The sequence below is a fragment of the Eubacteriales bacterium mix99 genome (assembly GCA_038396605.1).
Lineage (GTDB): Bacteria > Bacillota > Clostridia > Caldicoprobacterales > DTU083 > UBA4874.
In genome coordinates this window covers 1,090,507-1,112,936 of sequence record CP121690.1, presented here as the reverse complement: position 1 = coordinate 1,112,936, position 22,430 = coordinate 1,090,507, and the positions used below count along the sequence as shown (strand labels likewise).

Sequence of the window (22,430 nt, the reverse complement as noted above, 5' to 3'; positions counted from 1 at the left end):
TGTTCGTTATAGATTGCCTTGTTCGTTATTGACTGCCTGTCCCTCCAGGAATTTTGCAAACACCTGGAATCCTGTCAAAAATACTTTCCTTAACATAACTATCGGCTATAAGGGCAGGTTGTTTAAGATGCCGGACAAATTGTTATTGATGAAAGGACCTTTCTGTTGTATGATTTTGTTATTCCTTGAAAGACAAGGAGGAATTCAATTGGAAAATCTGGGAAAAATGAAATTTTATCGAAAGCATTCCCTCCATGTAAAAGATGTTCAGAACATCCGGGAATTAAAGAAGATCTGTACCCAAAAGGAAAATCTGTTCCTCAAACTGGAACTGGACTTGAAAATGAATTTTCCCCGGGCGAAAGGACGGAAATACGAAAAATCGTTCAATGAATTTTTCTGCCGCAAAGGCGGGATGCTGGTTGGATATCTGGGCATCTTCAATCTGGGCGGAGACACGGCGGAACTGACCGGAATGGTTCATCCACGGTACCGGAGGAGAAAAATCTTTACCCGGCTTTATTGCCTGGCATACAAGGAATGCCAAAAGAGAAAATTCGCAGAAATCCTGCTGGTCTGTGACCATCGCTCTTCCTCCGGACTGGCATTCCTCCGTTCCATCGGCGCCGCCCGTTCCTTTTCCGAGTTTGAAATGAAGCTGCAGGTATCTGCCGCTGATTCCGGGCTTGAAACAAATGCGCAGACACCTGCCGGCAAACCCGCTGTCTCCCTGCAGAAGGCCCGCAATTCCGATGCGGCAACGATCGCCCGGATCAATTATTCCTGCTTCGGTGTAACCGGTTACATTGGCATGCTCCCGGAAGAAGAGGAAGAACGGGATCGCATTACCTGTCTGATCATGCTGCCCTCCGGCCCCATCGGAAAAATTCGTATGGAACAATATGGCAAAAATGGGTTCGTGAGCGGTTTTGGAATCCTCCCGGACTATCAGGGAAAGGGATATGGAAAGCAGGCACTGCAGGCCGCCCTTGGGATCCTGAACCGGAAGGGCATCAAAAACATCACACTGGAAGTGAACCCGGACAACAAAAACGCCCTGCATTTATATGAATCCTGCGGGTTCCGGAAGGAATTCGTTACGGATTACCATGAAGTCCAGAATGAGAAAACCAGAACACAAAAATCCCATTTTCCTGCGCTTCATTCAATTTGTTATAGAGAACGTTTTCCAGAAAATCAGTCATTTTGAAATTCCAGATCCATTTTACAACGATCATATAGATGATCAGATTTGGACAGGCAGTATATCCCGGAACTTGCCTGCCTGTGAAAAACAAGCATCCTCCCGTATGGTGCATATCGATAAAGGAAAAGGCTGAGTACAGCGCAGACAGAATCTGCAGGCAGCAGAAAGGAAAATTCATCTCTGTTGAATATATTCCACAGGATCATAAAACTCCCCACTTCCAGGACCATCAGGATAAAAACTTTCGAATCACTCATCTTCTTCCCACCCGCATAACTTATGAAATTGATCCATTACATTCTTTCTGTAATTATATCCCAGCAAAGCCGTCTTCTCTGTCTGATAGAAATAGATCCTATAGGAAGTGCGATCGTTGCTTTTTTCTATCTTGCTGATATAGGATATATTTACCATATAAGATCTGTGGCTTTGCAGGATATTCTTATCGGTTATCATGGACTTCAGCTTTTTCAGGGACAAGTAATCAATCGCAAAGGAATCATTGATGGTATGAATCACGGAAGTCCGGAGAAATACTTCCGCAAAAATAATTTCATCCGTAAAAATTTTTACCTGAATATTCTTTACAGGTATAATGATAAACTTTCTCCGGGTTCTCGCAGCATTGCCTTTTTCCCGGCTCCTGGACAGCAGAAGCCCTGTCATATTTTGGATTTCAGCCTTGTCATACGGCTTTACAATATAGTCATAGCAATGAACCTTCCGGAAAGCGGGAAGCATATATTCCTTATGAATCGTCACAAACACGATCCAGGTCAGCCGATAGTTTTCCATTTTCCGGATCTCCTCCGCAAATCTCAGGCCGGACTCGCCCTTCGAGTGATTCAGGCCGATATCTACAAAAAAAGATCAATCTGCATTTTTCGCGCAATGGAAACCGCCTCTGCAACATGGCCCGCCTCATACACCCGGTATAAGCTGCTGCACTGTCTTATGATATCAGAAAGTGCTTTCCGCTGAATTCTGTTGTCTTCCAAAATCAAAACCTTGCACATTGCGCCTCAACCCCTTATTGGGTGGTTCTATACAATAATTCTATATCTGTATGAAAATACCTTCTCTAAAAATTTGAAAAGCCTGGTGGATTAATTACAAATAAAGGAACATTGGTGCGTTTACCCATTTACTTATGCAAATCCATGATAAAATAGAAGAGCAGAAATGACCATGGCATCAGGTGAGCAGCTTGCGTTTGCCATTCCCCACCTACCGTTGGACAAAGGAGAGTGATCCCGTGAATCTGAATTTCATTTTTGCCGTTGTGTGTATTACTGTGATTGGGAGTATTGCCATGCTGCTTGGTTTCTGCTATCGGCAGGAAATCCTGAAGACACTGTTTCATTCCAAAACAAAGATAAAGGACAAAGAGATTTCCTCTGAAGTTACATTGGACATTGACAAAAAAGATATGCAATAAAAGACTCCGCCAAGCCCTTCATTGCATATTCAGGTAATCTTTTTACGTTGCCGTAAGCTGTTGCTTTATCTGCAATCTGCTCACCTGCAATATTATATCAGAAATTTCTTATTATGCAATACCTTCCGAAAAAATGGGGACACTTCATTCCCGCTTTTTTTGTAAATCTATAAATTGCGAACATTCAAAGCTCTCAGGGAATTCAGTACAGCCAGAACTGCCACGCCAACATCCGCAAATATGGCCGCCCACATGGTTGTAATCCCAAAAGCGCTGAGGAACAGAACCAGTATTTTAATTCCTATGGCAAAGACAATGTTCTGATTTACTATCTTCAATGTTTTCTTTGAAATGTTCATCGCCGTAATGATCCGGGAAGGCTCATCCGTCATAAGCACCACATCCGCTGCCTCAATGGCCGCATCCGATCCAAGGCCTCCCATGGCAATTCCAATATCCGCCCGGGCCAGGACAGGAGCGTCATTGATACCGTCGCCGACAAAAGCCAGCCTGCCCTTCGGGGATTTTTCAGCAAACAGCTCTTCCAGCTTCTCCACTTTATCGGCGGGCAGGAGTTCGGAGTATACTTCATCCACCCCAAGCTCCTCTGCGACTCCGGAGCCGATCTGTGCATTATCCCCCGTCAGCATGACCGTCCGCCTGATATTGGGGGTCGCTTTCAATTCCTTTATGGTCCTGGCGGAGTCCTCCTTCACCTCATCCGCAATCCGTATGCAGCCGATATAGGTTTGATCCACTGCAACATAGACCACTGTACCTGTCATTCCGTTTTCCGAACACGGGATGCCTTCCTGTTCCATCAGCTTCTGATTGCCGGCCAGAATCTTTTTCCCGTCCACTGTGGCACGGACCCCATGTCCGGAAATCTCTTCCGCATCCGAAATGCGGGAGTTGTCAATTTCCTTTCCGTATGCCTGCTTCAGGGAAAGGGAAATGGGGTGACTTGAATAGCTTTCCGCATAGGCAGTCAGCTCCAGCAGTTCCTGTTTAGAAACGCCTGCCGGATGAATCTCCTGGACGTGAAATACGCCTTTTGTCAGGGTACCGGTTTTATCAAAAACCATGATCTCCGTCCCGGCCAATGCCTCCAGATAATTGCCACCCTTGATCAGGATCCCCTGGGAGGAAGCGCCGCCGATTCCGCCGAAAAAGCTCAGCGGAATGGAGAGAACAAGAGCGCAGGGGCAGGAAATCACAAGAAAGGAAAGAGCCCGGTACAGCCATCCTGAAAAAGTCTGCCAGCCGGTAAAGAAAGGCGGAATAACCGCCAGAAGCACGGCAAGAGCCACTACAACAGGTGTATAGTACTGAGAAAACCGGGTAATGAACTGCTCCGACCTGGATTTTCGGCTGCTGGCGTTCTCCACCAGATCCAGGATCTTGCTGACCGTGGATTCCTCATATTCCCTGGTCACCTCAACCGTCAGCACTCCGCTCAGGTTGACGCAGCCGCTCAGAATCCCGCTTCCGGCTTCTGCCTCCCGGGGCACGGATTCCCCTGTCAGTGCGGAAGTATCAATCTGGGAACTTCCCTCCAGAACATTGCCGTCCAGCGGAATCCTCTCCCCCGGCTTCACCACGATAATATCCCCGATCCGGACTTCATCAGGATCCACGCGGGTCAGTTCCTCTCCTTTCCTGACATTGGCATAATCCGGCCGGATATCCATCAGATCGGCAATGGACCTCCGGGATTTCCCCACCGCATAATCCTGAAACAATCCGCCGATCTGATAGAACACCATGACTGCCACGCCTTCAGAATACTCGCCGATCAAAAAAGCGCCAATAGTGGCAATGCTCATCAGGAAGTTTTCATCCAGCATATTGCCATGCCGGATATTTCTTAAAGCCTTTGCAACGATATCCCATCCTACAATCCCATAGCCTGCCAGAAACAAAACAAGCCGGATCCACTGCCTGTCAGGCGGGATCAGGACTGCCACAACCCACACGGCTGCGCCGGCAACAATCCTCCAAAGACGTTTCCCCATCATAATCCACAAATCTCCTTTTGCCCTTCCTCATGCTGCTTTCCAGCCCGATCCTTTCTGCCTCAGGCCTTCTTCATAACAACATCCGGCTCAATTTTCCGAATGATCCTTTCTGCTCCCTGAACAATGGAAGGCATCTTTTCCTCTTCTCCTTCAATGATCAGTTTTGTAGTCATAAAATTGACAGACGCCTGCTTTACCCCATCCAGTTTACCGATGGATCGTTCCATTTTCGCTGCGCAATTGGCACAACCCAGTCCGTTTAACAAAAACTTCTTTCTCATTTTTTCTTCCCCCTGTCTTTTCTATCCCTTTTCCTTCTCTTTTTCTACTTTTGCGGTTGCCTTCCCGTTTACTGTTCTGCTTTTCCATTCCACTTCCATTATTCCATATCCGGCAGTATATTTATGAACGGTTGTACAAGTGATCAACTGTTCATATATTAAGCTGCAAATGTACTTATGGAAAGCTCTCATTTTCCCTGAGAATTTCCCTTCGCTTTCTTGTTATCAGGAGCAACCCGCCGCTTATCCCTGCTTCAGCGGCCGTTCTTGTCATTCTCCCCTTATTTCTCGTTGATATGGGTCAGTCCCTTATCCAGTATCTGCTTTACATGCTCATCATCCAGGGAATAATAGACCACCTTTCCATCCCTCCGGTTTTTCACCAGATCCGCCTGCTTTAAAATACGAAGCTGATGGGAAATGGCGGACTGCGTCATACCCAGCAGATTGGCTATATCACAGACACACATTTCCGATTCATCCAAAGCCCACAGAATTCGAATCCTGGTGGTATCACCAAATACCTTGAACAACTCCGCCAGATCATACAGAGTCTCCTCCTGAGGCATTTTGCCCTTTACCCGGTTTACCACATCTTTATGGATGACGACCGTATCACACTTTTCCACGGGAGGATAATCCCTGGTCAATCCATCACCTTCTTTGCCTTTCGCTGTTCTCTGCACTCCTTATCTTTATCAGCCGGCAGGTAGCCCAGCCATTTATGGGTCTCCCCGTCCTATTACTTGATTGTATGAACAACTATTCATTTGTTCTACGACAATTATAGCCTCTGCATAGTTATCTGTCAATCCATTTACAAAATTTTATTCATTCGAGCATAAAAGACAAGGTTCGCATCATATAGAAAAGCTTTTCACATTTTACATGTAACGCAGCTTCGAAAAATTGATTTCCTATTTATGATACGGCTCTCCATTGATGATACGGAATGCCCGGTAGATCTGCTCCAGTGCAATCAGACGCATCAGCTGATGGGGAAATGTGAACCGGGAAAAAGACAGGAGAAGATCTGCCTGCCGGAGAATGGAAGGATCCAGTCCCAAAGATCCGCCTATGACAAAGTCCAGGCGGCTTCGCCCCACCAGACCATATTGACGGATGGTTTCCGCAAACTGCTCTGAAGTCATGGATTTGCCTTCCACAGCCAGCACAATGGTTACGGCGTCTTTCCGGAGAAATTTATGAAGCCGGGCACCTTCCTTTTTCTTTACCGCAGCCCTTTCAGCCGGTGACAGGGTCTCAGGAGCCCGCTCATCCGCCACTTCCGTGATTTTCATATTTGCATAGCGGTGGAGCCGCCTGAGGTATTCGGCTATTGCGCGGGCAAAATATTCCTCTTTTATTTTCCCAACGCAAAGGATCTGTATATCCATCATAGGGCCGGCAGGGGGTGGATCATTTCCACAACCTGAAATACCAGGAGAATCAGTATAATGACAACTGCCAGAATTGCCGGAAAAAGCTGAAGGAACCTTCGGCTGGGCGCATGGTCAGGATCTGCAGGCAAAACCTTCTGCTTTCCTTCGGTAATCCGGTAAAACCCGATCAGGCAGCCGAGGAACAGGACAAAAGAGATGATCCCTGTCACACCCCACGCGGCAATCGTCATCTTCAATGTTTCCGGAGGAATATCCGTCAGGGAATCTGCCATGCCTTCCATGGGAAAACGCCTGGATATCACGCCGGACAGATAGGTGATCGTGACAGCAATGATATTGTTCGTGAAATGATAAATGGCGCCGGCAAAAAGGGAATCCGCCCGGTAGGTAAGAAAGCAAAGCAGCACACCCATAGGAAGAATGGATGGTATGGAGGCGATGTCCAGGTGCAGAAGGGCAAACAGGATGCCGGTCAGCAGAATGGAAGCTGTTTTCCCGAATCTTTCATATCCTCTCTGGATGGTGCCCCGGAACAGGAACTCCTCCAACAGGGCAGGGATTCCGGCAATCACAATAATCGACACCAAAAGATCCGATCCTGACTCAATGGGCGGAAGCTGCTGAGCCGGCGGCGTGCCAAACCGATTCAGGAACAATGTCCATAACAGATTGACAAAGACAATCACGCCGTATCCAAAAAATGCCATCCCCACACACAGCAAAGCTTCCGAAACCCGGATCTTATTCCATCGCACTGTTTTTCGGATATCCATCCGATGGATGATCAGATAAAGAAACGACGGCAGGCCTATGGTAGCGATCTGAACAAGAAGCATATAAATATAATAAAAATTTCCGGTCGGGCGGATTCGTTGGGACACAATGGAATTCAGCATCATCAACAGCAGGACAAGCAGATACAGAACGCTGCCTGCCAAAGGAGTCGGAGCTCTTCCCCCCTCTTCTTCCAATCGGATCGGTTCCGTTTTGTTGTCCAATGTAACTCCTCCCTTCCCTATTGTACTATCATATAGTATGAGTAGCAGCAAGTAAATAGTCGGGCACGGAAATCATCATTCCGTCGTCGTGGAAACAGGATTCTGTTTCAGTGTCATGTTGAAGCTCTTCTGCTTTCCGTTCCGACTGACAACAACTTCGATGGTATCCCCGATCCGGTTGGAATAAACGGCTGTCCGGAGTTCCACCATCCTGGTGACCGGCTGGCCATCCACCCGGGTTATGATGTCATCCACCCGGATACCGCTTTGATACGCCGGTCCTCTTGGATCCAGATCCACGATATATACTCCGTCAGCCAGACTGTCATCCTGTTTGTAGTAATGGGCAATATCCTTATCATAACCGACGATTCCAATATAGGGAGTTGTAAATTTACCGTCCTCCATAAAATGCCTTACAATGGGTTTGGCCACGTCAATGGGAATGGCAAATCCAATCCCCTCCGCACTGACCACTTTTACCGTGTTGATCCCCACAACCTGTCCCCGGACATTGATCAGGGGCCCACCGCTGTTGCCGGGATTAATGGATGCGTCGGTCTGTATCAAATCCTCCATGAAGTTCTGGCCCTTTTCGGTCCCCACCTGTACCGTGCGATCGAGAGCGCTGATAATCCCTGCCGTAGTGGTGTGCTGAAACTGAAGTCCCAGTGGAGTCCCAATGGCAATGGCGGATTCGCCGACGACCAGCTTTTCGCTGTTGCCCAGCTCTGCAGCCGGGAGGCCGGAAGCGTTGACTTTGACTACAGCCAGATCCAGGGTGGGATCCGTCCACAGCACTTTTCCATTCAGCTCATCCCCGTTTTGCAGGATGACGACAAGGTTTTGCACACTGGCACCCGCCACATGATCATTGGTCAGAATATATCCATCGGCACTGACAATCAGACCGGATCCAACCCCTTCCACGGCCTCCGCCCTTCCCATGCCCTTGTCCCGCTGGATATGCGTTGCCGATATTCCGACCACAGACGGCCTCACCCTTGCCGCGGCATTTGCCACTGCCCCGGATGCCACAGGGTCCCCGGAAGATTGCGACTCTTCCACGGGATCAGAAGACCGGGGCTGTGTATACTGATAGGTCTTCCCGGAATTTCCCGAATTCCCCGAAGTACCAGGACGTCGGGAAACACTGCAGGAAGATAAAAAAAACATTGCAAAAACAATCATGCTCAAAAAGAATTTTCTGCGCAAGCCTTTCCCTCCAGAATGCTGTCAGGACTTGCTTTGGATTCCGGTGTGACACAGGATTCCGATAAAATCATCTGATATGATAGAAATTACTGGCTCTGTCCCGATACGTCATATCCACCAAAATATCCCGGCCCACCCGTACGCCGTTGGATTCCAGAATATCCGTCACGGTCTGATAGGCCAGCTGGGGATAATTGTTTTGCTTGCTTAAATGAGCCAGCAGAACGTGGGTCACGCTTCCCTTGATCAGTTCCAGTAAGGTTTTACCGGAGTCTTCATTGGAAAGATGCCCTTTTCTGCCCAGGATCCTCTTCTTCAGATATACGGGATACGGTCCGGCCTTCAGCATATCCAGATCATGATTGGCCTCAAGAATCACCAGATCCGAGTCCATAACAGTTTTTATAATATTACTGTTAGTGTGCCCCAAATCGGTGGCGATACTAATTTTTTTGTTTTGGAAATAAAAGCTGAAGCCGACCGGATCTGCTGCATCATGGGGGATTTCATAAGGCTGGACATTGATATCCTCAATATAAAAATCCATATCATTGTCAAACACCCTGCGGTTATTCGGAGCCACTCTTCCAATTTTGGCGTCCATGGCTTCCCAGGTGCCTTCATTGGCATAAATGGGAAGATTGAATTTCCGGGACAAAACCCCGGCCCCTTTGATGTGATCCGAATGCTCATGGGTAATCAGAATTCCCTTCAGATCCCTGCCGTCAATGCCGACCTGTTTTAGCCCGGCAATAATATTCCTGCCCGGCAGCCCTGCATCCACCAGGATATGTGTCTTTTCTGTACCGATATAGGTGGAATTTCCGCTGCTTCCGCTGAAAAGCGAACAAACCCTGAAATCCATTGACGACCCCCCGTTTGTTTCTCTCTGGAAGCGATTATATCACACCAGGGCAGACCGCTTCAATCAAAGAAACAGATTTTAATTTCCCGGAAGGATTCCCGCATGATATAATCATGATATAATAAATTATGACGTTCCCAAACCAATAATTTGGGTCGTGATAAGTATTCAAACTTTACATTAGGAGGCCCACGAAATGGATTATGGACAAAAGGCATTGTCCCTTCACGAAAAAGCAAAAGGAAAAATTGAGATACGGTCAAAAGTACCGGTGAACAACCGGGATGATTTAAGCACAGCCTATACCCCCGGCGTGGCAGAACCCTGCCGGAAAATCCATCAGAACCCGGAGGATGTATACCGTTATACGGCACGCGGCAATCTGGTGGCTGTGGTATCCGACGGATCCGCCGTATTGGGGCTGGGAAACATCGGCCCTCTGGCTGCCATGCCCGTCATGGAGGGAAAATCCATCCTGTTCAAGGAATTTGCCGGCGTAGATGCTTTTCCGATCTGCCTGAATACCCAGAATGCGGATGAAATCGTCCGTACAGTGGAAAACATTGCACCTTCTTTCGGAGGCATCAATCTGGAGGATATCGGGGCACCCCGGTGTTATGAAGTGGAGAGTCGCCTGAAAGAATCGCTGGATGTCCCGGTCTTCCATGATGACCAGCATGGAACAGCAGTGGTATGCAGCGCGGCATTGATCAACGCCCTGAAGATCACAGGAAGAAAATTTGACGAAATCAAGGTAGTAATCAATGGAATCGGCTCCGCCGGCTCCGCTGTTGCCAGACTGCTGCTTCAGCTGGGTGTAAAATCCATGACACTTTGCGACCGGGACGGGATCCTTTTCCCGGGAGACCCTAAAAATGATTTTATGAAGGAAAAGCTGGCGGGCATCACCAACCCACAGGGAAGAAAGGGTGACCTGACTGCAGCCATGAAAAATTCGGATGTCTTTATCGGCGTATCCGCGCCAAATATCGTTTCCCCGGAAATGATCCATTCCATGAATCCGGATTCCATTGTACTGGCTATGGCCAATCCGGTTCCGGAGATTGATCCGGATGAGGCAAAGAAAGCCGGCGCCCGGATTGTCGGCACCGGACGGTCGGATTATTCCAATCAGGTCAACAATGTACTGGCCTTTCCCGGCATCTTCCGCGGAGCACTGGATGTGCGGGCCTCCGATATCAACGAAGAAATGAAGATGGCAGCGGCTTATGCCATTGCATCCGCCGTTCCGGAAGAGAAACGGAACGAAGACAATATCCTGCCGTCCCCATTTGATAAGAATGTGCCGCCGGCTGTTGCAGCAGCTGTTGCACAGGCTGCGCGAAAAAGCGGGGTAGCCCGGGCGTAATGCTTACGCTCCATGGAGCAGGAAACGGAACAGAGCAGAAGCCATAAGGCGACAGTCAACAAGAAACGATAAAGGAAAGGAAGCTCATGAAAGAAATCAGTGCAGAAACAATTTCCGGCACCGTGGAAAAGCTGTGCGTGAAGGCATGCTGCCATTTGGGGGAGGATGTGAAGAGCTTGCTAATGCAGGCCCGGGAAAAGGAGGAATCTCCCTTTGGTATTCAGATTCTGGATCAGCTGCTCCGGAATATCGATACGGCAGAGACAGAGCGCCTGCCGGTTTGTCAGGATACCGGCATGGCGGTCATATTCCTTGAAATCGGTCAGGATGTGCATATCATCGGAGGCGGTCTGACGGATGCCGTCAACGAAGGAGTGCGCCGCGGATATCAAAAAGGATATCTCCGCAAGTCCGTCCTGACCCCGCTGGAAAGGGAAAACACCGGCGACAATACTCCGGCTGTCCTTCATACGGAGATCACCAGAGGGGACCGGATGAAAATCACCGTGGCTCCCAAAGGATTCGGCAGTGAAAATATGAGCCGGATCGGCATGCTGAAACCTTCCGATGGAATCGACGGTGTCAGGAAGTTTGTACTGGATACGGTGATCCGGGCAGGCGCCAACCCATGCCCTCCCGTGATACTGGGAGTGGGGATCGGCGGCACGATGGAAAAGGCAGCGTATCTTTCCAAAAAAGCCCTTCTGAGAAAGGCGGGAGCCCCCAATCCGGATCCGGATCTGGCTTCCCTGGAACAGGAGCTGCTTGTGTCTGTCAACAAAACGGGGATCGGTCCCCAGGGGCTGGGCGGAAGAACCACCGCCCTGGCTGTTTCTGTCGAAACCTTTCCCACCCACCTGGCCGCACTGCCCGTGGCAGTCAATATTCAATGCCACGTGGCACGGCATGCCGAAGCGATTCTGTAGCAGGTATCCTGTGAGCAATGGCATGTCCGGCAGCGCAGACGGGCAAATAAGCGAAGCGAAAGCCACAATATAGAAACATAAGAAATAAAGAAATAATAGAACCAGAACGTATCATAAAAGAAGATGGAATAAAGGTGAAGGGCATACGATAGGCGGAAAAATGGAACAGCAGGAAAAGCAGCCGGAAGGAAGGACAGCACATGGTACTGCAAAAAAACACAGGACGAAGGAATCAGCGCAAAAGCATGGAACAGGAGTGGAAGCTCACTGTACCCGCTTCTCCGGAGAAAATATCCCTTCTGAAGGCAGGGGACGTAGTAAGCCTGTCGGGGTGCATCCTGACCGGCAGGGACGCCGCCCATAAACGAATGATGGAATACCTGAACAAGGGAATTGCACTGCCCTTTGATATAAAGAATCAGGGAATCTATTATACCGGGCCGTGTCCTGCCGCTCCGGGAAAAATCATCGGTTCCTGCGGTCCCACCACCAGTTCCCGGATGGACCGCTACACGCCCCTGCTGCTGGATCTGGGACTGAAGATCATGATCGGCAAAGGTCAGCGCAGTCCGGAGGTAATCGACGCCATGGTCCGGAACGGGGCGGTTTATCTGGCTGCCGTCGGGGGAGCCGGCGCCCTGATTGCCCAATGCGTCAAAAAGGCGCAGGTGATTGCATTTGATGATCTGGGGCCGGAAGCCGTTTACCGGCTGGAAGTGAGAAACTTTCCCCTGATCGTCGCCATTGACGCACGGGGAAACAATCTATACGACATTGGACCCCGGCAATACCGGCAGCTGTGATCAGGATTCTCTCATCGCAATCAATTCCCTGAATTCCGCATCCAAAGCCTGATATTCCGGCGTACCTGGCTTTTCCGCACTGAGCTTTCCCAGCACGGCGGTGATCCGGTTTTCCAGAAGCATTCTTTCTTCGTCCGAAGAGCGTATTGGCTCGGCCCGTTTCCCGGGCCGATTTTGCTTTTTGACCTCCGATTCCTTTTTGTGGAGTCCGCAACTCCCCGTCTTTTTCAGATATTCCTCCACACCATATTCCACCCGTCGGATACGGCCGTCTTCAAACACCAGCAGTTTCTCACAGACCCGTTCCAGCATATATCGGTCATGGGTAATGAGCAGAATCGTGCCTTCATACTGATCCAGCGCCTCTTCCAACTGTTCCCTCGCATGAAGATCCAGATGGTTGGTCGGTTCGTCCAATATCAGCAGATCATCTCCCCCCAGGACCAGCGCCGCCAGCTTCAGCCTGGTCCGCTCCCCCAGGCTCAGACTCTTCAGTGGTTCCCTCAGCATTTCTCCATCAAAGCCCAGATTGGCCAGCATGGTACGTATTTTACCCTGCTCCCTGCGGTTTGGCGCAGGAAACAGATCTATGGCGGTCTTTGAACTCTCCAGATCCAGAACGTCCTGACTCATGTAACCGATGGAAACAGAAGAAGAGACAAACAAAGTTCCCTCTATGGGCTCCTGCCCGATGATGGCCTTTACCAGTGTCGTTTTACCGCACCCATTGGGGCCGAAAAGCCCCACTTTCTCACCACGCAGCAGAGTAAAGCTGCTTTTCCGAAACAATACCCGATCTCCAAATCTTTTTTGGATATTGGATGCCTCCATCACTCTTTTTCCATGCTTTTGCGCATCATTCAGGGCAAAGGAAACCTGAAATTCCTCTTTCGGTTTTGAAATGCCTTCCGTTCTCAGTTTCTCCAGCCGTTTTGTCCTGGACTTTACCTGGCGATCCATCTTTTTTGCCTTGACCCGGTAAAACTCCTTGGTACCAAATTTATTGCCGCTTTTTGCTCCCTTCTTTGTGGAATCCCTATGAGCTTTTCCGGACCATTGTCTCAGCTGTCGGATTTCCGAATCCAGCTTTTCCTTCCGCTTCTCCTGCACCTCATAGGCATGCATCTGATCTTCCTGTCGTTTGCGCTTCTCTTTCCTGTAAAACGAATAGTTTCCGTGATATTCACAAAGAACACCGTCTTCCACTTCCAGGATGCGGTTTACCGTCTGATCCAGAAAATAGCGGTCATGGGAAATGACCAATATGGTGCCCGGGTATCCAGCCAGCTCGCCGACCAGCCATTCGACTCCCTGAAAATCCAGGTGGTTGGTGGGCTCATCCAGGATCAGCAGATCAGGCTGTGCAGACCATATCTGCGCCAGCGCAAGCTTGGTCCTTTCCCCGCCGCTCAGATTGGCGAACCGCTCCTCCTCCCACCGGGACACTTTTTCTGTACCCAGCTCACCGGCGGCATGAAGGAATTCCTGTATCTGCGCAGGATCTTCCTGCCCGGAATGAAAATCATGCAGAACATCCGAGGTATAATAAACAGACTGGCGCAGATATCCTATCCGGACGTCTTTCCGATGCCAGATGATCTCTCCTCCCTCCGGTTTCAATTCCCCGTACAGGATATTGGCCAGGGTGGTCTTACCCGCCCCGTTTTTCCCAACAAGGCCCACACACTCCCCTTCCTCCAGGTCCAGACTGACCGATTTCAGCACTTCATGGATTCCAAATTCCTTTTTGATATTATGACATTGCAGCAGCAATCCGATCCTCTCCTTTTTCAACAGAACTTCCAGTATTGCCAAAACTTCCGGAACGTTTTGCCCTGCCGTCTTAAGCATCATGCTTTTTATCCCCATCCAAAAACCGGACTTTATGTGTACTTTCCGGATATTAAAAAAAGACTGCTGAGAAACAAAACTCCCACTGCAGTCTCTTCGTCTTTCATTATACCGAAACACAATACACCATCCTATTATAGTTCGGTCCCTGCATTACGATTGCTTTTACTGTCATGCAGGAAAGAGAAGATCCAAATAAAATGGCAGGAAAACCAATCTGACAAAAAAGATCAGATGAGAACCATCCTGCTTTTTGAAGCGGAAAAATATCCCTCAGTTTTTGGCAAAAAGGCAAAACAAGTATGTATGAACTTTTTACCGATTCCGTTTACCGGACTGAGAAACAAATCCGCATTGCGTGCTCCTTTCAACTCTTCGTTTTACTTTCGCCGATTACTTTTTGCTGACCAAACCGGATCGGCGGATGAAACCGCCCTCCAAAGGCAATCCTTTCAAACCGTTCTGGCTTTCTTTATTTCCTTCAACAGGCTTTCTCCGTCTGCCAGCCTCCGGATATCGGCTCCCAGACTGTTCAGCTTGTCTTCAATGTTTTCATATCCCCGGTCAATATAATGGATATGATCAATCTCCGTAACACCTTCTGCAACCAGGCCTGCAATGATCAATGCCGCCCCCGCCCTCAGATCGGATGCGGACACCGGCGCCCCGGTCAGCTTTTTTACGCCTTCAAAAATGGCGATACGATCCTCCACCTTGATATTTGCACCCATTTTGCGCAACTCTTCCACATGGCGGAACCGATGATCAAACAGACTCTCATTTATGACACTGGTCCCTTTGGCGATGCTGCACAGTACAGACATGGGCTGCTGCAAATCCGTCGGAAACCCGGGATAAGGAAGTGTCTTGATGTTTACCTTCCTGGGCTTGCGTGTCCCCCGGACCCGGACAAAATCGTCTCCTTCCGTAATGTCCTCTCCCATTTCCAACAGCTTTGCGGAAATGGACTCCAGATGCTTCGGAATGACTCCGGACACCACTACATCTCCTGCAGTGGCCGCTGCAGCTATCATAAACGTACCGGCTTCAATCTGATCAGGGATAATGGTATACTCACAGCCGTTCAGCTGTTTCACTCCGTTGATGCGGATCACATCCGTACCGGCGCCCTTTACATTTCCACCCATGGCATTGAGAAAGTTGGCCACATCAACCACATGAGGCTCCTTTGCCGCGTTGGAAATGATGGTCTGCCCCTTTGCCTTTACCGCAGCCAACATGATGTTGATGGTGGCCCCTACGCTGACTACGTCCATATAGATCTCATTGCCAACAAGGCGGTCCGCTTTGGCCCGGATCACGCCATGTTCAATATCGACCTTCGCGCCAAGAGCTTCCAGCCCCTTGATGTGCTGATCAATGGGACGCGCCCCGATTTCACAGCCTCCGGGAAACGGTACCTCCACCTTTCCAAACCTTCCAAGAAGAACACCCAGCAGATAGTAGGAAGCGCGCAGGCACTTTACCATTTCAAACGGAGCTTTATGATGCTTCAGCGTTGTTCCGTCAATCACCACCCTGCCGGATTGGCTCAGATTCACCCTGGCTCCCAGTTCAGAAAGAATATCTGCCAGTATAATAACGTCATCAATATAAGGTAAATTATCTATTACGCAAGGCCCGTCCGCCAATAAAGCCGCAGGCATTATGGCTACAGCCGCATTTTTCGCTCCTCCAATGGATACGGTGCCGGTGAGCCGTTTCCCACCGATGATATGAAATTTCTCCAACACACGCCCCAGCCGGACAGCAAAGGGCTTCACCTCCTGAATCTATTCTTTTGTATTTTTAAGTTTATCCGGAATGTCTTATATCCATGCACGGCACCGGCTTTTCCCGGATGCCATGCTCCTCCAGTCCCTGATATCGGTCACGGATTGGATACCGAAACCATCCCTGAGGGCCTTTTCAAAATCCTGTCCACTCCCCAGTCTGTGCAGGAACTCCATACAGGAATCCTTCCCATACCTGTCCGCCAGGCCTTTTACCAACAGAAAAGACTGTCGATAGGCCTTCTGATCATCCAGGGCATGAAAGCGATAAGTCAGGTCCTCCATGGTATAATTCGGTTCCTCGGGCAATCCGCTGCCCCATTCATAACCCAGTAATACATATTCCATATAAAGCGCACTGCCCTCTGCAAACCACAGAGGATAATTCCCCCTGCAAATCCCATCCATCGCCAAATGAGCCAGCTCATGGACAAAAACATTGACCAGGGAATCCGGATCCTGATTCATTCCTTTCAGGCTGTCCGGAGACAGCAGATTAATCATGCCGCCTGCATAGGCACCAGTCGCAGATTGCCCGTGGGGAATCCGCAGAACGCCTTTCAAGTCCTCTTCACGGGAAAATATTATAATATCGATAGGATCCGAAGGCTGATATCCAAAATAATCCAGCACTTTCGATCCCCAGGCAGCTGCAATGGTTTCAACCCGATCTGCGGCTTCCCTGTCTCCCGCCTTGTAACGGATCACAAACCGGCCATTTTCCAACTGTTTGTAGTCCTCCGTACCGTCGGAAATACGCTGGCTCTCCACATATGTCATAACCGGATGTACACCGGTATACAAAATGCCCTTATACCGAACCAGCAGCATTACACCTGCCAAAATAAGCAGTAAGCCGATCTTCCACCATTTTCTGTTTGACCTCACAGCCATACCCCCTTTACAGGGATATAAGACATAATTTATTATAACATCTCTGCCGGGAAAACCGAACAGGTAAATGATGGATTTTAATGCTCTTCTTCAGTATATCAGTAATATGCCGAAAAATCAATTAGCATTTCTAAAAAAAGTGCCCACAGTGTCGATATTCTGTGGGCTTTCTGGTATTCTGACAGGTATTGCGGTTCAGGCCAAAATTCAGTCGGCTTCTGGAGAGGATATTATCAGGAATTCGAGGCGAAAGGTGCACTCAGGACAGATATTTGATCGGATTCTGCGGGGCATTGTTCACGCGGACTTCAAAATGCAGATGCGGTCCGGTGCTGTTGCCGGTGCTTCCCATATGTGCAATCAACTGTCCCCGTCTGACAACTTCGCCGGAAGATACGTCAAAGCTTTTCAAATGGCCGTAGCAGGTTATCAGGCCGCTGCTTCCGTGATCAATTTGTATGAAATTCCCATAGCCGCGGCTGGTACCTGCAAAAATGACCTTGCCGGAATCCGCTGCATAAATGGGGGTGCCGACGGAGTTTGCTATGTCAATGCCTTTATGCAGCCTGCCCCATCTCTGTCCAAAGCCGGAGGTAAGTCTGCCGCTGGTCGGCTTATATAGGGAACCGCCTCCCCCGCGGGAGGACAGGGCGGATTGCTCCGCTTTTCCGAACCCTTTGGCAATGATTTTCTTTACCGGCTCGGAAAGGACCTGCCCGGACAGGACTGCCCTGTTTTTTTCTTCCCCGTTCACCTTTTCCACCCGGATATCCATTTTCTTTCTCCCTTCCCTGCCTTTCTGAAGGGTTTTGGTCCGGCTCCTGTCCATGGATTCGTCTTCCCGTACCTCTGTTTCAAAGGGGATCGCTTCCTCCTGGGAAATCACTTCGGTGGTTACCACATTCAAAGGGCTCCTGTTACAGTATAAACGAAGCTTCTGGCCGGGCTTCAGATGGTCCGGATCCGGAACATGGGAATTTTCCGCAACGAGCCTGTCCAAATCCATATCATGGGATTCTGCAACCGTGGTGAGAGTATCTCCATCCGCTACGGTATATTCCTGAACGGTTTCCCTGCCCTTTGCCGTTTCCGCCAATACCGTGTCCATATCCTGAACCTGATCCGGCGGAACGGATATCGGAACAATCTTGATTTCCTCCTGAAAGGTTACGCTTTCCGGCTTCGTCCCATCTTCAACATATTGGGATTTGAACCGATTCAGGAATTCATTCGCTTCTTTTTCGTTCTTTACTGTTCCGATCCGTACGTCGTTTGCATAAACAGCAGAAGCATTGCATTGGACTTTTGCTTCCCTTCGGATCACGTTTTGGGTATCCGGCGGCAGGTAAACCCGTTTCGGGGACACCAGCTTTTTCTCAAATGTAATCTCCTGATCCAGGGAAACATCCATGTCATACTGCCGCTTTGTCTCTTCGATCTTCTGAGCAAGAGCGGACTTCACCGGACCCGGATCGGATACATAAACCAGCTCCGTCCCATCCATGGATACCTTATAGGCTGGTACCAGGCCGGAGAGAGTCTGCCCGTCATCCGGACGCACGGCTGCCCCGTCCGCCTCCAGAATCCCGGCTGCCAGGAAAATCATCAGCGTCAGCAGAATGGACAGCTGATGCTGATAAATCCGAAAGAACTTATCGTCTGCCATGCCGGAAATCCTGTTTTTCATCCCGGCCAGACTTTTTTTCGCTTTGGTAAGAAAAGAATTCATTGTCGCTGCTCCTTTCCAACGGAGTATATTTTACATTAAAGTTAAAAATATTTCAATATTATTACGAAATTATTTCATTATTATTATTTATGGCTCATCTTTTAGTGCCATGTTTTAATATAAATTTAATATATATTAATATTTACTGTTCCTGAAAAATTATTCATGCTTTTCATCATAGAGCCATTTGTTGAAATCCCCTTCCCAGTTCTTACCCGTTACACGATGGAACGTCCGGACCATATCTTCCTTGCCCGCATTCCGGAACTGATACTCCCTGCAGTATTCCTGGAGAACCTGAAGAAAGGTCTCCCTTCCCATCTTTCTTTGAAGATCATGAAACATCATTGCCCCTTTGCCGTAAACCAGCAGGTCATAAAGCGTCCCGTCGGAAAACTCATAGGCAGGACGGTGAATGGTTTCATCCACCTCCGCGGATTTTATATAGTAGGGGAGATAGCTGTACTTTCCTTCCCCCATTGTGCTGTGATAGACCCTTTTCTCCTGATTTGCCCCATAGCGGTTCCCATAATACAGAACAGTGGAATACTCCGTCAGGCCTTCATCCATCCAGGCATCCCTGACCTCATTGTTGCCGACCAGGCCATACCACCACTGATGCGCGGTTTCATGAGCGGTAACCAGCTCCAGGGAATCCGTTTCTCCCGGAGCATACAAATTGTGATCCATCATAATCAGATTCGGATATTCCATTCCGCCGATAAAGAAATCCGCCTCCACTACGGAAAAATGGCGATAAGGATATTTCCCAAAGGATTGATTATAGAATTTCATGGCGGAAGCCGCATAATCCAGAGCCCTTTCCCCGGTTTCCTCCGTGTAATAATAGGAAGTCACAGTGGCAGATCCCACCCTGCGGGATGCCGTCTGAAAATCCTTGCTGGCGATCCATGCAAAGTCCCGGACGGCCGGTGCATGAAACTTCCAGACTGTATTTCCGCTTTTCCCATCTTCCTTTTTACAGTCACCGGTGGCAGCAAGAACATAGTCCGACGGCACCTTTATGGTAACCTCATAATTGGCGGTATCGCTGTAAAAGGGATCCCCTATGGCATAATACCGGTCAAGATTCCATCCGTTTTCATCATGTACACAGGCAATGGGATACCAGTTTGCCGCCTTGTAGGTATGATCCCCATATCCAAACCGTCCGAAACAGTTTGGCATCCGGACCAGGTAATGCATTTCAATGGATAGGGCCTCCCCCGGTTTCAGGCTTCTCTCCGGAATCAGCATCAACACATTCTCACTGTCTCCGCCAATGACGAAGTCCGTTTCCTTTCCATTGATCCAAATGGTATCCATATCCAGGGAACCGGGAGAAAAGCCGTTGGGATAGGCGCGCATCCTGTCCCTTTCCTCAAAGACCGGCTTCTCCTCATAGCGGTAAGCATTGGGATAAAGATGAAAATAAAGCCGCGTCAGATTCTGGCCGGAACGATTCCGATATTCCACCTTTTGTCTGCACGCAAGGGTTTTCCGTGACGGATCAAAGGTAGCTGATATTTCATATTGACTCAGATCCCGGGATGCCCTGGCAAGCACCGAATTCCCTTCCAGCCGGCTCTTCCATCCCGGAGCATCGGTAAAGAACAGCCCGGCCAGCAGACCAATGGCGGCCAGCAGACCAATGAGCGAATACCTCAGTTTCCGGTTTTTCCATATTTTCATAAAACGACCCCGCCTTCCTCTTTCCACTGAAATCCCGTCGGTATCCATTTATATGCGGCCGTCTTCTGTGATTATGAAAAAAAGGTCCCCTGAGGGGATCTTATGCATTGCTTCAAAAGAGCGTTACTTCAATAGATCGGAAACCGCTTCCCGGTTCTCTGGGCTGCCGAAAATTTGTCCGGCCTCCCCTGCAGTATATTCCGGTATGTCCTCCAGCCCGGCTTTTGCCTTTATAATCCGCATCACAGAGGCATTCAGCCGCTCTTCCGTGATCCGGCCGGATGCCACGGCTCCCTTCAGTGCTTCCAGCACATCCGTCTGCATCTCCTGTCCAAATCCTATGGCAAAAAGATCCACCCCAGCCAGAATTGACGCCACAACGGCTTCTTTCCTTTCCTCTCCCTGGGGATACCCTTTCATATCAATGGCATCGGTAATCGCCACTCCCTGATAACCCATTCTGTCCCGCAGCTGCTCCTGCACGAAAACAGAGGACATGCTGGCCGGCTTTCCGGACGGATCGATATTGGGATAAGACAGGTGTCCCACCATGATCATATCCACACCAGCATCGATCATTGCCTGAAACGGAACCGCATCCTTCTGCTTCCATTCCTCCAGGGAAGCCGGAATCACCGGCATGTCCCTGTGGGAATCCACCACCGTGCCGCCATGCCCGGGAAAGTGCTTCGCGCAGCCCTGAACCCCGGTTTCTTTCAGCCCTTCCAGAAAAGCCGCCGCCTGATCGGACACTTTCTCCGGGGTATCCCCGTAGGAACGGCCAAGCATAAATTTGTTTTCCGGATTGTCCACCACATCCACCACGGGGGCAAAATCCAGATTTGCACCTGCTGCCGCCAATTCCCTTCCAATTACTTTCCCCGTGGCTCTTGTCAGCTGGGCATCCTCATGCCGGCCCACCTCCCTGGCGCCGGGAATCGGGGTTCTCCCTTCCGGAAGACGGGTTACCGTGCCGCCTTCCTCATCCATGGCAATCCAAAGCGGAAGCGGATTTCCCTCATTGTATCCCTTCCACTGCTTTGTCAGTTGATACAATTGGTCAAAGTTTTCAAAATTATCCCGGAACAGCACCACGCCGCCGACCTTACGTTCCCGGATCATCTGCGCGGCTTCCTCATTGTTCCGGCATCCCACCACCACCAGCTGACCGATTTTCTCATCCGGGGTCATGGACTCCAGAATCTTTCGATAGGGAAGGTCCGGATCTTCCGACGGAACCGGCTTCTTTGACGGGAAAGTGCCGCTTCCGGGAGCCGAATCCGCCGGCTGGCCCGATTCGGCCGGCGGATTCATCCCTTCCCCGGAAGGAGACGGGCTGCCTCCGTTCTGCCCCGTCTGCGGACTGCAGGCGGACAGCAATACACACACCAAAAGGAGACAAACCCCGCTTTGACCAAAAGAACCCATTGCGAAACGCTTTTTATTCAATTCAATTCACTCCATTTCCCACCATCTGTTTTTCTTCCATGATCTTTTTATTCTACCGCCTGTGTCAAAATCCTATTAGTTTTTCTTCAAAACCCGGGGGAAAATGCCTCCAAAATTATATACCCTTCAGCTTTCTGCTGTATACCATGGCTTCCAAACATATTTGAAATACCCAATTGACACTATATATAGTATATGATATTATAAAGAAAACAATATATAGGGTAATATGGTGCCGAACCCCGGAAGACATCGCTGTCATCGCTGCATTGCCGGATGGATCACATGTTCCTGCATTGGGTGGATCGCATGCATTCTGCCGGGGAAAGGTGAAAAGGGAAGCAGGTGAAATTCCTGCACGGTCCCGCCGCTGTATCGGGGAGATTTTTCAAACAATCCACTGGCTTTTGCCGGGAAGGGTTGAAAAATTCAGGATCCGGAGTCAGAAGACCTGCCATATCGCCACACCGGAACTCTACGGACGATAGGGGGTGTGACC

21 protein-coding genes and 1 riboswitch are annotated in these 22,430 nt (G+C 49.5%); of the genes, 5 read left to right on the top strand and 16 right to left on the bottom strand.

Annotation, left to right across the window (positions count from 1 at the left end; translation table 11 throughout):
* The first annotated feature begins 208 nt into the window (after window positions 1-208).
* Window positions 209-1,210: a GNAT family N-acetyltransferase gene (locus QBE55_04640; protein WZL79442.1), complete on the top strand. Its 1,002-nt coding sequence runs from the start codon at window positions 209-211 to the stop codon at window positions 1,208-1,210.
* On the opposite strand, the gene QBE55_04635 is transcribed toward QBE55_04640, so the two are convergent.
* From QBE55_04635 to QBE55_04625, 3 genes are all read right to left on the bottom strand, one after another.
* On the bottom strand, window positions 1,198-1,464 hold the full coding sequence (locus QBE55_04635; protein WZL79441.1) for a hypothetical protein: 267 nt from the start codon (window positions 1,462-1,464) through the stop codon (window positions 1,198-1,200). The two genes, QBE55_04640 and QBE55_04635, sit on opposite strands and share 13 nt — an antisense overlap.
* On the bottom strand, window positions 1,457-2,002 hold the full coding sequence (locus tag QBE55_04630; GenBank protein WZL79440.1) for a LytTR family DNA-binding domain-containing protein: 546 nt from the start codon (window positions 2,000-2,002) through the stop codon (window positions 1,457-1,459). The genes QBE55_04635 and QBE55_04630 overlap by 8 nt, the downstream gene beginning before the upstream one ends.
* Before the next feature lie 62 nt (window positions 2,003-2,064).
* Window positions 2,065-2,223 carry a hypothetical protein gene (locus QBE55_04625; GenBank protein WZL79439.1) on the bottom strand — a complete coding sequence of 53 codons (159 nt, stop codon included), beginning with the start codon at window positions 2,221-2,223 and terminating at the stop codon, window positions 2,065-2,067.
* A gap of 239 nt (window positions 2,224-2,462) precedes the next feature.
* Here QBE55_04625 and QBE55_04620 point away from each other — a divergent pair, with 239 nt between their 5' ends.
* Window positions 2,463-2,645 (top strand): hypothetical protein, encoded by a 183-nt coding sequence (locus QBE55_04620; GenBank protein WZL79438.1) that lies wholly within the window; start codon window positions 2,463-2,465, stop codon window positions 2,643-2,645.
* A gap of 167 nt (window positions 2,646-2,812) precedes the next feature.
* On the opposite strand, the gene QBE55_04615 is transcribed toward QBE55_04620, so the two are convergent.
* From QBE55_04615 to QBE55_04585, 7 genes are all read right to left on the bottom strand, one after another.
* The gene (locus QBE55_04615; GenBank protein ID WZL79437.1) at window positions 2,813-4,663 is read right to left on the bottom strand and encodes a heavy metal translocating P-type ATPase; all 1,851 of its coding nucleotides are present in this window, start codon (window positions 4,661-4,663) and stop codon (window positions 2,813-2,815) included.
* Window positions 4,664-4,722: 59 nt separating this feature from the next.
* Complete coding sequence (locus QBE55_04610) at window positions 4,723-4,944, bottom strand: heavy-metal-associated domain-containing protein (protein ID WZL79436.1); 222 nt, start codon at window positions 4,942-4,944, stop codon at window positions 4,723-4,725.
* Window positions 4,945-5,225: 281 nt separating this feature from the next.
* Entirely contained in the window at window positions 5,226-5,594 is a 369-nt protein-coding gene (locus QBE55_04605) for a metalloregulator ArsR/SmtB family transcription factor (protein WZL79435.1), read from the bottom strand.
* A 267-nt stretch (window positions 5,595-5,861) separates the two neighbouring features.
* Entirely contained in the window at window positions 5,862-6,341 is a 480-nt protein-coding gene (rlmH, locus tag QBE55_04600) for a 23S rRNA (pseudouridine(1915)-N(3))-methyltransferase RlmH (GenBank protein WZL79869.1), read from the bottom strand.
* On the bottom strand, window positions 6,341-7,345 hold the full coding sequence (locus QBE55_04595) for a type II CAAX endopeptidase family protein (protein ID WZL79434.1): 1,005 nt from the start codon (window positions 7,343-7,345) through the stop codon (window positions 6,341-6,343). Before QBE55_04595 ends, rlmH begins: the two co-directional genes overlap by 1 nt.
* A 75-nt stretch (window positions 7,346-7,420) precedes the next feature.
* Window positions 7,421-8,560 carry a trypsin-like peptidase domain-containing protein gene (locus tag QBE55_04590; protein WZL79433.1) on the bottom strand — a complete coding sequence of 380 codons (1,140 nt, stop codon included), beginning with the start codon at window positions 8,558-8,560 and terminating at the stop codon, window positions 7,421-7,423.
* A 67-nt stretch (window positions 8,561-8,627) separates the two neighbouring features.
* On the bottom strand, window positions 8,628-9,425 hold the full coding sequence (locus QBE55_04585; protein ID WZL79432.1) for an MBL fold metallo-hydrolase: 798 nt from the start codon (window positions 9,423-9,425) through the stop codon (window positions 8,628-8,630).
* Between the two features lie 196 nt (window positions 9,426-9,621).
* Between QBE55_04585 and QBE55_04580 the strand changes: the two genes are divergently transcribed.
* The 3 genes from QBE55_04580 (at window position 9,622) to QBE55_04570 (ending at window position 12,523) form a co-directional block, all read left to right on the top strand.
* On the top strand, window positions 9,622-10,794 hold the full coding sequence (locus QBE55_04580) for a malic enzyme-like NAD(P)-binding protein (protein WZL79431.1): 1,173 nt from the start codon (window positions 9,622-9,624) through the stop codon (window positions 10,792-10,794).
* 86 nt (window positions 10,795-10,880) lie between these two features.
* Window positions 10,881-11,720, top strand: a complete 840-nt coding sequence (locus tag QBE55_04575) for a fumarate hydratase (GenBank protein ID WZL79430.1) — start codon at window positions 10,881-10,883, stop codon at window positions 11,718-11,720.
* A gap of 245 nt (window positions 11,721-11,965) precedes the next feature.
* A complete protein-coding gene (locus tag QBE55_04570) occupies window positions 11,966-12,523 on the top strand; it encodes a Fe-S-containing hydro-lyase (protein WZL79868.1) in 558 nt (185 codons plus the stop codon).
* Here the strand turns inward: QBE55_04570 and abc-f are convergent, their stop codons facing one another.
* The 6 genes from abc-f to nagZ all read right to left on the bottom strand — a co-directional run bounded on the left by abc-f (window position 12,524) and on the right by nagZ (window position 21,931).
* Window positions 12,524-14,377 carry an ABC-F type ribosomal protection protein gene (gene abc-f, locus QBE55_04565; protein ID WZL79429.1) on the bottom strand — a complete coding sequence of 618 codons (1,854 nt, stop codon included), beginning with the start codon at window positions 14,375-14,377 and terminating at the stop codon, window positions 12,524-12,526.
* Window positions 14,378-14,826: 449 nt separating this feature from the next.
* The gene (locus QBE55_04560; protein WZL79867.1) at window positions 14,827-16,125 is read right to left on the bottom strand and encodes a UDP-N-acetylglucosamine 1-carboxyvinyltransferase; all 1,299 of its coding nucleotides are present in this window, start codon (window positions 16,123-16,125) and stop codon (window positions 14,827-14,829) included.
* A gap of 78 nt (window positions 16,126-16,203) precedes the next feature.
* Complete coding sequence (locus QBE55_04555; protein ID WZL79428.1) at window positions 16,204-17,055, bottom strand: hypothetical protein; 852 nt, start codon at window positions 17,053-17,055, stop codon at window positions 16,204-16,206.
* 265 nt (window positions 17,056-17,320) lie between these two features.
* Entirely contained in the window at window positions 17,321-18,790 is a 1,470-nt protein-coding gene (locus tag QBE55_04550; protein ID WZL79427.1) for a M23 family metallopeptidase, read from the bottom strand.
* 159 nt (window positions 18,791-18,949) lie between these two features.
* Window positions 18,950-20,482, bottom strand: a complete 1,533-nt coding sequence (locus tag QBE55_04545; protein ID WZL79426.1) for a M1 family metallopeptidase — start codon at window positions 20,480-20,482, stop codon at window positions 18,950-18,952.
* A 123-nt stretch (window positions 20,483-20,605) separates the two neighbouring features.
* Window positions 20,606-21,931 carry a beta-N-acetylhexosaminidase gene (gene nagZ, locus QBE55_04540; GenBank protein WZL79425.1) on the bottom strand — a complete coding sequence of 442 codons (1,326 nt, stop codon included), beginning with the start codon at window positions 21,929-21,931 and terminating at the stop codon, window positions 20,606-20,608.
* 281 nt (window positions 21,932-22,212) lie between these two features.
* A riboswitch (cobalamin riboswitch) is annotated at window positions 22,213-22,405 on the top strand.
* Window positions 22,406-22,430: the final 25 nt, after the last annotated feature.